This is a genomic window from Mesorhizobium sp. C399B (assembly GCF_030323185.1).
GTDB lineage: Bacteria > Pseudomonadota > Alphaproteobacteria > Rhizobiales > Rhizobiaceae > Mesorhizobium.
The window spans coordinates 4,120,232-4,134,043 of sequence record NZ_CP100472.1; the positions used below are offsets into that span (position 1 = coordinate 4,120,232).

Here is a 13,812-nt window from a genome sequence, read left to right on the forward strand (position 1 = left end):
TCCCCATTTCAACTTTGGCCCGCATGCTGCCCCGACCTTGCTTTTCGGGGGCCGATCTCGCGGCCAAGACCCGCATGGTGGAGGAAACACATGCCGATCTACAGGGCGCCGGTCCAGGACACGCTGTTCGTGCTCAATGAGGTGCTGGGCTACCAGCGCTATTCCAATCTTCCCGGATTTGCTGACGCGACGCCGGATGTGGTCGAGGCGATCCTTGCCGAGGGCGCCAAGCTCGCCGAAAACGTCATGCATCCGCTGAACCGCGTCGGCGACATGGAAGGCTGCGTGCGTCATGAGGACGGCTCGGTGACGACGCCGAAAGGCTTCAAGGAAGCCTACGACCAGTATCGTGAAGGTGGCTGGATGGGGCTCGCGGCACCGGTCGAGTACGGTGGCCAGGGCCTGCCCTATGCCGTGCACACGGCGGTTGCCGAATACATGGTCTCGGCCAACATGGCGCTGATGATGTATCCGGGCCTGACGCAAGGCGCGATCGCGGCAATCATCACCCATGGCACCGACGAACAGAAGGCGACATGGCTGCCGAAGCTCGTCGAGGGCTCCTGGACCGGCACCATGAACTTGACCGAGCCGCATTGCGGCACCGATCTCGGCCTGCTGCGCTCCAAGGCGGTGCCGAACGGCGACGGCACCTACAAGATTTCAGGCCAGAAGATCTTCATCTCGGCAGGCGAGCACGACATGTCGGACAACATCGTCCACCTCGTGCTGGCCCGCATCGAAGGCGCGCCGGCAGGCGTCAAGGGCATCTCGCTGTTCATCGTGCCGAAGCTCAAGCTCGACGCCTCGGGCAATCCGGGCGAGAAGAACACGCTCTCCTGCGGCTCGATCGAGGAGAAGATGGGCATCCACGGCAATTCGACCTGCGTCATGAATTATGACGAGGCCGAAGGCACGCTGCTCGGCGAGGCCAATGGCGGCCTGAAGGCGATGTTCACGATGATGAACGAAGCCCGCCTGGGCGTCGGCCTGCAAGGCCTGTCGCTGTCCGAGATCGCCTATCAGAACGCGGTGGCCTACGCCAAGGACCGGCTGCAGGGCCGTTCGCTGTCGGGCGCCAAGGCGCCGGACAGACAAGCCGATCCGATCATCGTCCATCCCGACATTCGCCGCTCGCTGATGACCATGAAGGCCTTCAACGAGGCCGGCCGCGCGCTGGCGCTGTGGACGGCGATCAAGTCCGACATCGCCCACCGCTCTGCCGACGACAAGGATCGCCAGGCCGCCGACGACTATACCGGCCTGCTGACGCCGGTGATCAAGGGCGTGCTCACCGACAAGGGTTTCGACCACGCCGTCATGGCGCAGCAGGTGTTCGGCGGCCACGGCTATATCGAAGAACACGGCATGAGCCAGTTTGTGCGCGATGCCCGCATCGCCATGATCTATGAAGGCGCCAACGGCATCCAGGCGCTCGACCTCGTCGGCCGCAAGCTCGGCCTCAATGGCGGCCGCGCCATCCAGGCCTTCTTCAGGGATGTCGGCGAGTTCTGCGAGGAGAACCGCGCCGACGAGAAGCTGGCGCCGTTCACCAAGGCGCTGAAGAAGGGCCTCAACGATCTGCAGGCGGCAACCATGTGGCTGGTGCAGAACGGCATGGCCAAGCCCGACAATGCCGGTGCCGCGTCGACCGATTACATGCATCTCTTCGGCCTGGTCGCGCTGGGCTATATGTGGGCGCAGATGGCCAAGGCCGCGCTCGGTAAGACCGGGGCCAATGGCTCCCAATCTGTCCACGAAAATGGGGCTTTTTACGATAACAAGATGGTGACGGCGCGCTTCTTCATGGAGCGGATCATGCCCGAGACATCGGCACATCTCGCCCGCATTTCCAGTGGTGCGGACACGCTAATGGCGCTGCCTGCGGAAGCGTTCTAGAAATGGCTGGCGTCCCCCTCCCCCTTGAGGTGAGGGTGGCCCGAAGGGCCGGGAGGGGTCCTTGCGTGCAGTGCGCCGGCTGGTTGGCGCTTTGGTAGGAGATGATCGCAATGCCCCAAACCCGCGTCAATTCCGAAGATAAGGTCGAGCACGTCATCGGCGACCCCACCCGACCGCTTCGCGGCCACCCTCCCCTCGAGGGGGAGGGGGACGTTGGCGCGGGAGAAACGGCATGACAAATCCAGCCGAAGTGCTCTCCTTGCCGAAGCCCGCCTGGGCGGCGGACGAGGTCGGCATGCTCTACGACATGGCGCACCGCTTCATGTCGGAAGAGATCGCGCCGCGCTACGACGAGTTCGAGAAGAACGAGATGGTCGACCGCGAGAGCTGGCGCAAGGCGGGTGCCGCCGGCCTGCTCTGCGCCTCTATGCCGGAGGAATATGGCGGCTCCGGCGGCACCTTCGCGCATGAGAGCGCCATCATCGAGGCGATCGGCCATGTCGGCGTCGACGGTTTCGGCATCGGCCTGCACAATGCGATCGTTGCTCCTTACATCCTTCATTACGGCTCCGAGGAGCAGAAGAAGAAATGGCTGCCGAAGCTGGCAACCGGCGAACTGATCGGCGCCATCGCCATGACCGAGCCGGGCGCCGGCTCCGACCTGCAAGGCGTCAAGACGCGCGCCGAGAAGGACGGCAACCAGTACAAGATCAACGGTTCGAAAACCTTCATCACCAATGGCCAACTGGCCAATTTCATCATCGTCGTCACCAAGACCGATCCGGCCAAAGGCGCCAAGGGCACCTCGCTGATCGTCGTCGAGGCCGACGAGGCCGAAGGCTTCGAACGCGGCCGCAACCTCGACAAGATCGGCCTGAAAGCCAACGACACGTCGGAGCTGTTCTTCAATGATCTGCGCGTGCCGACCTCGAACCTGCTTGGCCACGAAGAGGGACAGGGCTTCATCCAGCTGATGCAGCAATTGCCGCAGGAGCGCCTGCAGATCGGCACCGGCGCCATCGCCATGATCGAACGCGCCCTGGCGCTGACCATCGACTACGTCAAGGATCGCAAGGCTTTCGGCAAAGCGATCATCGAGTTCCAGAACACCCAGTTCAAGCTCGCCGAACTGAAGACCGAGGCCACCATCGGCCGCGTCTTCTACAATGATTGCGTCACCCGCCACATCAATGGCGGGCTGGATCCGGTGACGGCGTCGATGGCGAAATACTGGCTCTCGGACCTGCAGGGAAAAGTCGTCGACGAATGCCTTCAATTGCATGGCGGCTATGGCTACATGAATGAATATCCGATCGCCCGCATGTTCCGCGACGCCCGCGTCCAGCGCATCTACGGCGGCACCAACGAGATCATGAAATTGCTGATCGGCCGCTCTCTCTGAGAGCGACGTCGGCAAAGCAAGGAGCAAGCAAATGGCTGAAGCTTATGTCTATGACGCCGTGCGCACACCGCGCGGCAAGGGCAAGAAGGATGGCTCGCTGCACGAGGTGCCGGCGGTGCGGCTTGCGGCCAGGACGCTTGAAGCGTTGCGCGACCGCAACGGCCTCGACACTGCAAACGTCGACGACATCATCTTCGGCTGCGTCGATCCGGTCGGCGAAGCCGGCTCCGTCATTCCGCGTGCCGCCGCCTTCGAGGCCGGCTACGATAACAAGGCGCCGGGCATGCAGATCTCGCGCTTCTGCGCCTCAGGCCTCGACGCCATCAATTTCGGCGCCGCCAAGATCGCTCAAGGCGCCGACGAGATCGTCATTGCAGGCGGCGTGGAATCGATGTCGCGCGTCGGCATGGGCGCCTCGGGCGGCGCGTGGTTCATGGACCCGTCCGTCGGCCTGCCCGGCTGGTTCGTGCCGCAAGGCATTTCGGCCGACCTGATCGCCACCAAATACGGTTTTTCGCGCGACGACGTCGATGCCTATGCGGTCGAGAGCCAGAAGCGTGCGGGCAAGGCCTGGGCCGATGGCCGTTTCAAGAACTCCGTCATACCGATCAAGGACCAGAACGGCCTCACCATCCTCGATCATGACGAGCATATGCGGCCGTCGACCGACATGCAGTCGCTGGCTTCGCTCAACCCGTCCTTCGTCATGCCTGGTGAAATGGGCGGCTTCGACGCGGTCGCCGTGCAGAAGCACCCTGAGGTGGAAGAGGTCAACCACGTCCACCATGCCGGCAACTCGTCCGGCATCGTCGATGGCGCGGCCGCCGTACTGCTCGGCTCGAAGAAGGCCGGCAAGACGATGGGCCTGAAGCCACGCGCCCGCATCCGCGCCTTTGCCAACATCGGCTCCGAGCCGGTGCTGATGCTTACCGGTCCGGTCGACGTCACCGAGAAGCTTCTGAAGCGCGCCAAGATGAAGCTGTCGGATATCGACCTGTTCGAGCTTAACGAGGCCTTCGCCTCGGTGGTGCTGCGCTACATGCAGGCATTCGAAATCCCGCACGACAAGATCAACGTCAATGGCGGCGCCATCGCCATGGGCCATCCGCTCGGTGCCACCGGCGCGATGATCCTGGGCACGGTGCTGGACGAGCTCGAGCGCCGCGATTTGAACACCGCTCTGGTGACGCTCTGCATCGGCGCCGGCATGGGCACCGCAACGATTATCGAACGCGTCTGATTTTCGGCCGGAAGGAGAGAGACATGACTTATACAAACTTCACGGTCGACACGGACGCAGACGGCATCGCGATGGTCACCTGGAACATGCCGGACCGCTCGATAAACGTCTTCACCGAAGAGGTGATGAACGAGCTCGACAAGATCATCGACCAGGTGGTGGCCGACGCCGCCATCAAGGGCGCGGTGATCACCTCGGGAAAGGACAGCTTCTCGGGCGGCGCCGACCTGACCATGCTGCAGAAGATGCTGGCCGTATTTGCCAAGGAGAAGACCAAGGACCCGGAGAAGGCGGCACAGCTCCTGTTCGACAATGCCGGCCGCATGGGTGGCTTGTGGCGCAAGCTCGAAACGTCGGGCAAACCTTGGGTCTCGGCGATCAACGGTACCTGCATGGGCGGCGCGTTCGAGCTGTCGCTGGCCTGTCATGGCCGCGTTGCCGCTGACTCCGAAAAGGTCAAGATGGCCTTGCCGGAAGTCAAGGTCGGCATCTTCCCCGGCGCCGGTGGCACCCAACGCGTGCCGCGCCTGACCGACCAGCAGCAGGCGTTGCAGATGCTGACCACCGGCCAGACGCTGTCGCCGCAGAAAGCCAAGGCGATGGGGCTGATCCACGAGATCGCCGAACCCGGCAAGCTGATCGAGACCGCCAAAGCGATGATCAGGAACGGCCTGAAAGCCGTCCAGCCCTGGGACGAGAAGGGCTTCAAGCTGCCTGGCGGCCAAATCTATACGCCGGCCGGCTTCAATCTGTGGCCGCCGGCCATCGCCATCCTGCGCCGCGAGACCTACGGCAATTATCCGGCCGCCGCGGCCATCCTGAAATGCGTCTATGAGGGCCTGCTGGTGCCGTTCGACACCGGTCTGCGGATCGAACAGCGCTATTTCACCGAAATCATGCAGTCGAAGGAAGCAGCAGCGATGATCCGCTCGCTGTTCGTGTCGCTGCAGGAGCTCAACAAGGGCGCCCGCCGCCCGGCCGGCGTGCCGGAGACCAAGTTCAAGAAGATCGGTATTCTCGGCGCCGGCTTCATGGGTGCCGGCATCGCCTTTGTCACCGCCAAGGCCGGCATCCCGGTCGTCCTGCTCGACCGCGACATGGCGTCGGCCGAAAAGGGCAAGGCGCATTCCGACAGCCTGATCTCCGATCAGGTCAAGAAGGGCCGCGCCAAGCCCGAGGAGAAGGACAGACTTCTGTCGCTGATCACGCCGACGGCCGACTATGCCGATCTCGCCGGCTGCGATCTGGTGGTCGAGGCGGTGTTCGAGGATTCGGCCGTCAAGAAGGCTGCCACCGAGCAGGCCGAAGCCGTGCTGAAATCGTCAGCGGTCTTCGCCTCCAACACTTCGACCATCCCGATCACCGCGCTGGCCAAGAATTCGGCGCGGCCGAAGAATTTCGTCGGCATCCACTTCTTCTCGCCGGTCGACAAGATGATGCTGGTCGAGATCATTTTGGGCAAGAAGACCGGCGACAAGGCGCTGGCCACCGCGATCGATTTCGTGCGCGCCATCAAGAAGACGCCGATCGTCGTCAACGACACGCGCGGCTTCTACGTCAACCGCTGCGTGCTGCGCTACATGTCGGAAGCCTACAAGATGCTGATCGAAGGCGTTCCGGCGCCGATGATCGAGAATGCCGCCAAGGCCGCCGGCATGCCGGTCGGCCCGCTGGCGCTGACCGACGAGACGGCGATCGACCTTGCCCAGAAGATCATGAAGCAGACCATCAGGGACCTCGGCGACAAGGCCGTCGACCCCAGGCAGATGGCGTTGATCAACACGCTGGTCGACACCCATGGCCGCTTCGGCCGCAAGAACGGCAAGGGTTTTTACGACTATCCCGCCAAGCCTGCCAAGAAGAAGCTGTGGCGGGGCCTGAAGGATCTCTATCCGCAGCTGGAGGCCGAGAAGGTCGACTATGAGGAACTGCAGCAGCGCCTGCTGGTAACCATTGCGCTGGAAGCGGCCCGGGTGATGGAGGAAGGCATCGTCACCGATCCGCGCGAGGCCGATCTCGGGTCGATCCTCGCCTTTGGTTTCGCGCCATTCACCGGCGGCGCGCTGTCCTATATCGACGGCATCGGCGCCAGGGAGTTCGTCAGAATAGCCAAAGGCCTGCAGAAGAAATACGGCGCCGAGTTCAAGGCGCCAAAGCTGCTGCTCGACCTGGCCGAGAAGGGCGAGACCTTCTACCAGCGCTTCGATCCCTATGCGAAAGGCGAGGTGCAGAAGGCCGCTTGAGCTAGCGCCCCATGTACGTCTGGGGGCGCCTTGCGCGCATGATGGCCACGGCAAGGCGCCGTGGCCTTACGCGGTCGGTAGCGAAAGCCGACTGGCTTTTCGCTGCCTGCCGACCGAGATCGACTTCAACCTCCATCTCAACAACGCCCGCTACATGATGCTCGCCGACCTCGCGCATGACCCCGAAAATCGGAATCGATTTTCGGGGTCATGTGCCAAATCAAAATGCTACAGCGTCCTTGGCGCGTCCAACAGTACGCTTGCCCGCTCCGTTCAACCGCGACCGCCGACCGAGGCCGAGCGGGTTTTCATGAGCTCCGACCAGGGATTGCGCAGCCTTGCCAAGGCAGTTTGAGGCATCCATGACGACTTCGCCGCACACCGCTTTTTAGGGGATCGGGCCGCGCGCCGGTGGACAATCGGATGACCGCGCGTTAGAAGGAAAAGGTATTTTTTCCTGTTTTGAGGAGAGCGAATTGCTCTCGCATGACCGAGTTTGGGCAGCCATCGACGCTCTCGCCGAGCGCTATTCGTTGTCGGCCTCCGGCCTGGCCCGGCGAGCCGGTCTGGACTCCACCGCTTTCAACAAATCGAAGCGGCTGTCCTCGGATGGACGGCCGCGCTGGCCGTCGACCGAATCGCTGGCGAAGATCATCGAGGCGACCGGCGCCTCGCTCGACGAATTCACCGGGCTGGTCGAAGGCCGTGCCAAGGCCGCTTCGGGCTCGGTAGCCGCGCAGCGTTCGGCGGTGCCGCTGCTCGGCTTTGCCCAGGCCGGCGCCGGCGGCTTCTTCGATGATGCCGGCTATCCCTCAGGCCAGGGCTGGGACCTTGTCGAGCTTCCGGCACGGGCGACCGAAACCTCCTATGCGTTGAAGGTGCAGGGCGATTCCATGCTGCCGCTGTACCGCAACGGCGATGTGCTGATCGTCGAGCCGGGCGCCGCTACCCGCAAGGGCGACCGCGTCGTCGTCAAGACCAATGCCGGCGAAGTCATGGCCAAGGTGCTCGACCGCCAGACGACGAAATCGATCGTGCTGATTTCGCTCAACCCCGACCACCCGGACCGCGACATCGCGATGCGCGATGTCGAATGGGTGGCGCGGATCGTCTGGGCAAGCCAGTAGGTCTCGCGGTGCGTCTGCTTCAAATCCTCATAGCCCTCCTGGCGGTCCCGGTGATGGTCGCCATTGTCGTCGCCGGCGGTCGCGCGCTGCATCACGAAAGCACCGCCATCACCGTCGACCAGATCGACCCGGACACCGAGGCCGTGCCCGAGGAGCCGGCGACGTCGGCGATCCCCGAGGTCCAGCCCGTCAAGCCTCCGATGCACTCGCCTCAGGTGCATTCGAGGGCGATCGATCCCGAGGCCATCGCACCGCCGCCGCTGCCGGTAGAACGGGTTGAGCCACGCGAGCCGCTGAGCGACCTGGCGCTGGCCGGACCGCCCAAGCCGCGTGGGCGCAGAGCGGTCGACGACTGGGGAGGAACAAAACTGTTCCAGCCGGTCGCGGCCGCCGCCGGCCTGATCGAAGCCAATGGTTATTCCGTGACGGTCTCCGGCATCGACATCGTCAGGCAAGACGAGACCTGCACCGAGGGCGGCAAGTCCTGGGCTTGCGGTATCAGGGCGCGCACCGCGTTCCGGTCTTTCCTGCGCGGCCGGGCCGTTGCCTGCAAGGTGCCGCCGGAGGCCGACCGTGCGCTGATCGCCGCCGAATGCCGCATCGGCAAGCTGGATCTCGGCCAGTGGCTGGTCGAAAACGGCTGGGCGCGCGCCACGGCAGGCGGCCCCTATGTCGAAGCGGGCGACAAGGCGCGCGCCGCCAAGAAGGGCGTCTTCGGCGCCGCGCCCGATCTTGGCGGCCTGCCACCGGCGCCAACGCCTGTTGCGGCACCGACGGCGTCGCAACCGATCCTCGATGCCCCGGCGATGGACACGCCGCCGGCCGGGACGGAAATTACGCCGCCAGCTGACCAGCCAGCGCCCGCTCAATGAGCGCGCGGGTTTCGGCGATGCCGTAGAGGGCTGCGAACGAACCGAAGCGCGGTCCGCGTTCCTGGCCGATCAGCACCTGGTAGATCATCTGGAAGAAAGCGCCCGAGACACCAGGGCCGCCGTCCGGGCTCTTCTTCGAATGGTCCTGATAGCGTTCGATCTTGCGCGCCACGTTGAGCGAAGCGTTCTGGATCGCTTCGCCGTCGGCGCCGGCCGGCAGGCCAGCAAGCGCGTTGCCAAGCGCTTCCAGCGCCACGCGTTCGACATCGTCGGCCGGCCGGAAGGTCTTCGTCGGCTTCACGAAATCGTCGAAGTAGCGGATGGCGAAACCGACCAGCTGGTCGAGTTCGGGATGCGTCGCCGGCGTCACGCCAGATGCATGGCGCGAGATGAAGCCCCACAGCACATCCTTGTTTTGCGCGTTGGAGGCGCTGACCAGGTTGAGCAGCAGCGAGAACGGCACCGGCAGGTCGATGGAAGGCGGCTTGCCGTCATGCATGTGCCAGACCGGATTGCCCAGCCGCTCCTTCCAGTCCTGGCGCGGATAGGCGTTGAGGAAGGTGTAGTACTCGTCGACGGCGCGTGGGATGACGTCGAAATAGAGCTTTTTCGCCTGCCTTGGCCGTTGATACATATAGAGGCCGAGGCTTTCGGTCGGCGCGTAGCGCAGCCATTCGTCGATGGTCAGCCCGTTGCCCTTCGACTTCGAGATCTTCTGGCCGTTCTCGTCCAGGAACAGTTCGTAGACGAAATGCTCGGGCGCGCGCCCGCCGAGAATGTTGCAGATGCGGTCGTAGATCACCGCGTTCGTCTGGTGGTCCTTGCCGAACATTTCGAAATCGACGCCGAGCGCTGCCCAGCGCATGCCGAAATCCGGCTTCCACTGCAGCTTGACCTTCCCGCCGGTCACCGAAAGCGTGGTCTCAGTGCCCTCATCGTCGAAGGTGATGTTGCCGGCCTTGGCGTCGACATGCTTCATCGGCACGTAGAGCACGCGCCCGCTCTTCGGCGAGATCGGCAGGAACGGGCTGTAGGTTGCCTGCCGCTCCGGCCCCAGCGTCGGCAGCATCACCGCCATGATCTGCTCATAGCGCTCGGCGGCGCGCACCAGCATCGCATCGAAGCGGCCGGCCTTGTAGTACTGCGTGGCGCTGGCGAATTCGTAGTCGAAGCCGAACGTGTCGAGGAAGCGGCACAGCATCGCGTTGTTGTGGTCGGCAAAGCTCGCATAGTCGCCGCCGAACGGGTTGGGCACCGACGAAAGCGGCATATGAAGATAAGGCTCGAGGGCTGCGCGATCCGGCACATTGTCGGGGATCTTGCGCATGCCGTCCATGTCGTCGGAGAAGCAGAGCAGCTTGGTCTTGACCTTGTTCCCGGTCAGCACGTGAAAGGCATGGCGCACCATCGAGGTGCGCGCGACCTCGCCGAACGTGCCGATATGCGGCAGGCCCGACGGGCCGTAGCCGGTCTCGAACAGGACGATCTCCGGGAAGTCGCCGCCCTTGTAGCGCTCGATGATCTTTTTGGCTTCCTCGAACGGCCAGGCCTTGCTTTCGGCGGCTGCCGCAAGCATTTCGGGGTTGAGATCGGCGATGTTTGATCCCGTCATGTCAAAGTTCCAGTCATGGCCGGCTTTCGCGGCTGGTAAGATTTTTCAACCGGGTCTCTAGGCGCGACAGGGCGGAGCGTCAACGATATCAGGCGTTTTCGTTGCGACGGCGCCGTGGCGTCCCTACCTTCGACCCTCACTATCAAGGAGTTTTGAATGCCGTTGCCGTCCACCCATGAAGCCCTGATCTACCTGATGGTCATCACCTCGGCTTCCGATCGCGACATGACCGATATCGAACTGGCGCGCATCGGCGACGTCGTCCGCAGCTGGCCGGTGTTCGAGGATTTCAAGCAGGACAGGCTGATCGCCATTGCGCAGGACTGCCAGAAGATGCTGCATGAAAAGGATGGGTTGGAAGGCGTGCTCGAGCGTATCGCCGAGACTTTGCCCGAACGGCTGCACGACACCGCCTATGCCGCGGCCTTCGAGGTTGCCGCCGTCGATCTAGAAATGCGCATGGAGGAATTGCGGGTGCTGCAGTTGATCCGGCGTGAGCTCGATCTCGACACGCTGACCGCCGCAGCCATCGCGCGCGGGGCGAAGGCCCGCCTGCGCACGCTGACCTGATCCAGCCCCTAAAGGAAGCTGACCGGGACCGGATCAGAAAAAGCTGACCGGGAACCGGATCAGAAGAAACTGACCGGGAAATAGCGCAGGTAGAATTCGGCGAAGGTGCCTTTCACCGATATCTCCTGCAGCGCGTAGTCCATGGCTGCGGCCAGCGCTGGGTCGCTGGCCCGGGTGGCAATGGTCATGCCGGACCCCAGATATTCCGGCGCCAGGTAGGGTCCACCGGCGAAGCGGCAGCAACCGGCGGCGTCCGTGCCGCCCAGCCAGAAGGAAAAGCGCATGCCGTCGCCGAAGGCGGCATCGATCTTGGCGCTCTTCAAGTCGCTGTAGAGGTCTTCCGGCCGTTGAAAGCGGATGATCTGCACGGTGCCGAAATAATCGCGCAGCATCTTTTCATGCGCCGAGCCGGCCAGCACGCCGACCCGCTTCGAGCGCAATTTGTCGAGGATCGGCTCGGCGAAGGCCTTGGTCTTCGGCATGATGAAGCGCGCCGGAAACTGTAGATAGGAGCGCGAAAAGCTGTACTTCGCCCGCGTCTCCGGCGTTGCGGCGATGCCGGCGATGATCGCCTCGCCTTCGCCCTTCTGCAACGCGTCGTCGAGTTCGGCCCAGGGCAGCGCCTGGATCTGGCATTTGTCGGCGATGTCGAGTTCGGCGCAAATCGCCCGCGCCAGGTCGATGTGGAAGCCGGACAGTCGGCCCGTGCCGTCGAGAAAATTGAAGGGCGGGAAATCGGTTGTGGTGAGGAACCTGAGCCTCGGCAGCGCCGCAAGGTCCGGCTTCGGCAGCCGCTCCTTGGCATCCCAAAGCACCGGCACCTGCGGTTCCGCTGCCCGCACAGCGCCGGCAAACGGCTGCACTCCGATCAGCATCGACAGCAAGGCGATGGTTATCCAGCGTGATGTCACAAAAAACTCCGCCCGTCTTGGCCGTTGGCTTGTGATACGAAAACGGCGCAGGCACAATTGTTTTTGATTTCAAAGGGCAAATTTCGGGTTATGCTTTGGCGAGGTTGCAAATAGCCGCACAGAGTCGGCCCGGGGTTGGCGGTCGCTGGCGTTAGAAAAGCTAAGGATGTGGCTTTGCAATCCGGGGTTGATGGCTAAGTGCGGGGCAGGCACGTAGCATCGGTCTCAAGAGCGGTAGGCAACATGGGGTAGATGTTGCGATGGGTTATTTTGACCGGACACTTGAATATATTGACCGGGTGCAGCGTGCCGACACGTCGGCTGCGGTGTGCGAGCAGCTACTTAGTGTCACCTCGAATTTCGGATTGACGGCCCTGATAGCCGCAACGGTGCCGCAGCCCGGTACACCAAGCAGCCAGACGAAGGACCATGTGCTGCTCTGCGATTGGCCTACCGAATGGCTGGAGCGTTACTTATCGCGCAACTACGTCGACCACGATCCGGTCGTCAGCCATTTGAAGCAGTTTCGGGCGCCATTCCAATGGCGCGATGCCGTTCAAAGCATGCCCGCCGACAAGAGCAGCGCCGAGGTAATGCGCGACGCCCGCCAGTTCAAGCTGCGTGACGGCCTCGCCTTCCCGCTGATCACGCTCGAAGGCCAGATCGCGCTGGTCTCGCTGGGCGGTGAGGCGGTCGAACTGTCCGAAGCCGAATTCGCAATGGTCTCGCTGGCCTCCACCTATGCCATCGGCCGCGCCATGCAGCTTCAAACGACGGCCGGCAAATCTATCGATCACATTGAATTGACGCCGCGCGAGCGCGAATGCCTGCAATGGGCGGCGGTCGGAAAATCCGAGTGGGAGATTTCGCAGATCCTCGGCATCTCGGAGCATACCTCTGAGAAACACCTTCTCAACGCCAAGAGCAAACTAGGCGCCGCCAACCGTGTGCAGGCAGTCGCCGAAGCAGTCAGGCACGGCTATATCAGCTAGGCCGGTTCTGGCGGCCCGAAATTTATGGCCGCATTGTTGGCGTCATATCTTCAGAAAAGACCGGCCCCTGTCGTCCTCTTGAGACGGCTAATGCTTTCTTAACGCCAAAAGCAGACTCGGCGTCGCCAACAGGGTGCACGCCATCGCGGAGGCGTTTAGACGCAGCTATATTAGCCATGTCGGCTGTGGCAGCCTGGAAATCCTTGCCAACACCTTCGCGCAATTTTTTCGGGAAAGCCCGGCCGTATCTTCCTCTTAAGCCCAGGAGACGGCTAATGCTATTTTCCCTTACCACTCAACAACTGATGGAACGTCCCGACCTATGGGAGGCCGTCCATCGCCTGCGTTACAAGGTCTTCGTCGATGAGATGCGGTGGACCGATCTCGATCGCCCGGACGGCCTCGAAATCGATCAATTCGACCATGATGAGGCCGAACACCACCTTGTCATACGCAATGGCGAGCTTGCAGGCTATCATCGGATGCTGCCGACCACACGGCCGCATCTCCTTAGCGATGTGATGCCGGAACTCTGCGAGGGAAAGCGCCCTTCGGGACCGAATGTCTGGGAGCTAACCCGTTACGCGGTGGCGCCAGGCTTTCGCGATGGCAAGCGCGGCGTGTCTACGGTCGGCACCGAACTGATCGCCGGCTTCGTCGAATGGGGCCTTGCTCGCAATGTCGATCAGGTCATTATCGAGGTCGAGCCGGTGTGGGTGCTGCGGACGCTGCAGTTGCACTTCCTGGCGACGCCGCTCGGGTACCAGCGCACCTATGGCAACCAGCAGGTCGTCGCCACACTGCTGACCTTCAACGAGCATACGCTGGATGTCGTGCGTTCGCGCCGCAACCATCACGCCCCGGTGTTGGCCAGGGGCACCCCCCACATGCTCGGCATGCGGCAGGCGTCGTGAGACTGTCTTCACCCGACGCGCTTTAATGCA

Annotated in this window: 11 protein-coding genes and 1 pseudogene; 10 read left to right on the forward strand and 2 right to left on the reverse strand. The window is 63.0% G+C overall.

All coding sequences use genetic code 11. The annotated features are described in order from the left end of the window. Positions 1-90 precede the first annotated feature (90 nt). From NLY36_RS19750 to NLY36_RS19780, 7 genes and pseudogenes are all read left to right on the forward strand, one after another. The gene (locus NLY36_RS19750) at positions 91-1,899 is read left to right on the forward strand and encodes an acyl-CoA dehydrogenase (protein ID WP_023736131.1); all 1,809 of its coding nucleotides are present in this window, start codon (positions 91-93) and stop codon (positions 1,897-1,899) included. A gap of 232 nt (positions 1,900-2,131) precedes the next feature. Next, positions 2,132-3,301, forward strand: a complete 1,170-nt coding sequence (locus NLY36_RS19755) for an acyl-CoA dehydrogenase family protein (RefSeq protein WP_023696702.1) — start codon at positions 2,132-2,134, stop codon at positions 3,299-3,301. A gap of 31 nt (positions 3,302-3,332) precedes the next feature. Then, positions 3,333-4,541: an acetyl-CoA C-acetyltransferase gene (locus NLY36_RS19760; protein WP_023669613.1), complete on the forward strand. Its 1,209-nt coding sequence runs from the start codon at positions 3,333-3,335 to the stop codon at positions 4,539-4,541. Between the two features lie 23 nt (positions 4,542-4,564). Further along, on the forward strand, positions 4,565-6,784 hold the full coding sequence (locus NLY36_RS19765) for a 3-hydroxyacyl-CoA dehydrogenase NAD-binding domain-containing protein (RefSeq protein ID WP_023696701.1): 2,220 nt from the start codon (positions 4,565-4,567) through the stop codon (positions 6,782-6,784). 11 nt (positions 6,785-6,795) lie between these two features. Then, a pseudogene (locus tag NLY36_RS31750) lies at positions 6,796-6,953 on the forward strand (thioesterase family protein); the annotation flags it as partial. 307 nt (positions 6,954-7,260) lie between these two features. Next, the gene (locus tag NLY36_RS19775) at positions 7,261-7,911 is read left to right on the forward strand and encodes a S24 family peptidase (protein WP_023681959.1); all 651 of its coding nucleotides are present in this window, start codon (positions 7,261-7,263) and stop codon (positions 7,909-7,911) included. A gap of 8 nt (positions 7,912-7,919) precedes the next feature. Beyond that, on the forward strand, positions 7,920-8,783 hold the full coding sequence (locus NLY36_RS19780) for a thermonuclease family protein (protein ID WP_023696699.1): 864 nt from the start codon (positions 7,920-7,922) through the stop codon (positions 8,781-8,783). Here the strand turns inward: NLY36_RS19780 and NLY36_RS19785 are convergent. Continuing rightward, positions 8,746-10,395 carry a lysine--tRNA ligase gene (locus tag NLY36_RS19785; protein WP_023696698.1) on the reverse strand — a complete coding sequence of 550 codons (1,650 nt, stop codon included), beginning with the start codon at positions 10,393-10,395 and terminating at the stop codon, positions 8,746-8,748. The genes NLY36_RS19780 and NLY36_RS19785 overlap by 38 nt on opposite strands. A 156-nt stretch (positions 10,396-10,551) precedes the next feature. On the opposite strand from NLY36_RS19785, the gene NLY36_RS19790 reads away from it, so the two are divergent. After that, a complete protein-coding gene (locus NLY36_RS19790) occupies positions 10,552-10,965 on the forward strand; it encodes a tellurite resistance TerB family protein (RefSeq protein WP_023696697.1) in 414 nt (137 codons plus the stop codon). Between the two features lie 59 nt (positions 10,966-11,024). Here the strand turns inward: NLY36_RS19790 and NLY36_RS19795 are convergent, their stop codons facing one another. Further along, the gene (locus tag NLY36_RS19795; protein ID WP_050586840.1) at positions 11,025-11,840 is read right to left on the reverse strand and encodes an ABC transporter substrate-binding protein; all 816 of its coding nucleotides are present in this window, start codon (positions 11,838-11,840) and stop codon (positions 11,025-11,027) included. A gap of 296 nt (positions 11,841-12,136) precedes the next feature. On the opposite strand from NLY36_RS19795, the gene NLY36_RS19800 reads away from it, so the two are divergent. Together NLY36_RS19800 and NLY36_RS19805 are read left to right on the forward strand one after the other, a co-directional pair. Then, positions 12,137-12,868, forward strand: a complete 732-nt coding sequence (locus tag NLY36_RS19800) for a helix-turn-helix transcriptional regulator (RefSeq protein WP_023696696.1) — start codon at positions 12,137-12,139, stop codon at positions 12,866-12,868. Between the two features lie 275 nt (positions 12,869-13,143). Further along, positions 13,144-13,782 (forward strand): acyl-homoserine-lactone synthase, encoded by a 639-nt coding sequence (locus NLY36_RS19805; protein WP_023681954.1) that lies wholly within the window; start codon positions 13,144-13,146, stop codon positions 13,780-13,782. The last annotated feature ends 30 nt before the right edge of the window (positions 13,783-13,812 follow it).

Coding starts and splice junctions, on each gene's coding strand:
- NLY36_RS19750 (WP_023736131.1), top strand. CDS start 91: ATGCCGATCTACAGGGCGCCGGTCCAGGACACGCTGTTCGTGCTCAAT.
- NLY36_RS19755 (WP_023696702.1), top strand. CDS start 2,132: ATGACAAATCCAGCCGAAGTGCTCTCCTTGCCGAAGCCCGCCTGGGCG.
- NLY36_RS19760 (WP_023669613.1), top strand. CDS start 3,333: ATGGCTGAAGCTTATGTCTATGACGCCGTGCGCACACCGCGCGGCAAG.
- NLY36_RS19765 (WP_023696701.1), top strand. CDS start 4,565: ATGACTTATACAAACTTCACGGTCGACACGGACGCAGACGGCATCGCG.
- NLY36_RS19785 (WP_023696698.1), bottom strand. CDS start 10,395: ATGACGGGATCAAACATCGCCGATCTCAACCCCGAAATGCTTGCGGCA.
- NLY36_RS19790 (WP_023696697.1), top strand. CDS start 10,552: ATGCCGTTGCCGTCCACCCATGAAGCCCTGATCTACCTGATGGTCATC.
- NLY36_RS19795 (WP_050586840.1), bottom strand. CDS start 11,840: ATGCTGATCGGAGTGCAGCCGTTTGCCGGCGCTGTGCGGGCAGCGGAA.
- NLY36_RS19800 (WP_023696696.1), top strand. CDS start 12,137: ATGGGTTATTTTGACCGGACACTTGAATATATTGACCGGGTGCAGCGT.
- NLY36_RS19805 (WP_023681954.1), top strand. CDS start 13,144: ATGCTATTTTCCCTTACCACTCAACAACTGATGGAACGTCCCGACCTA.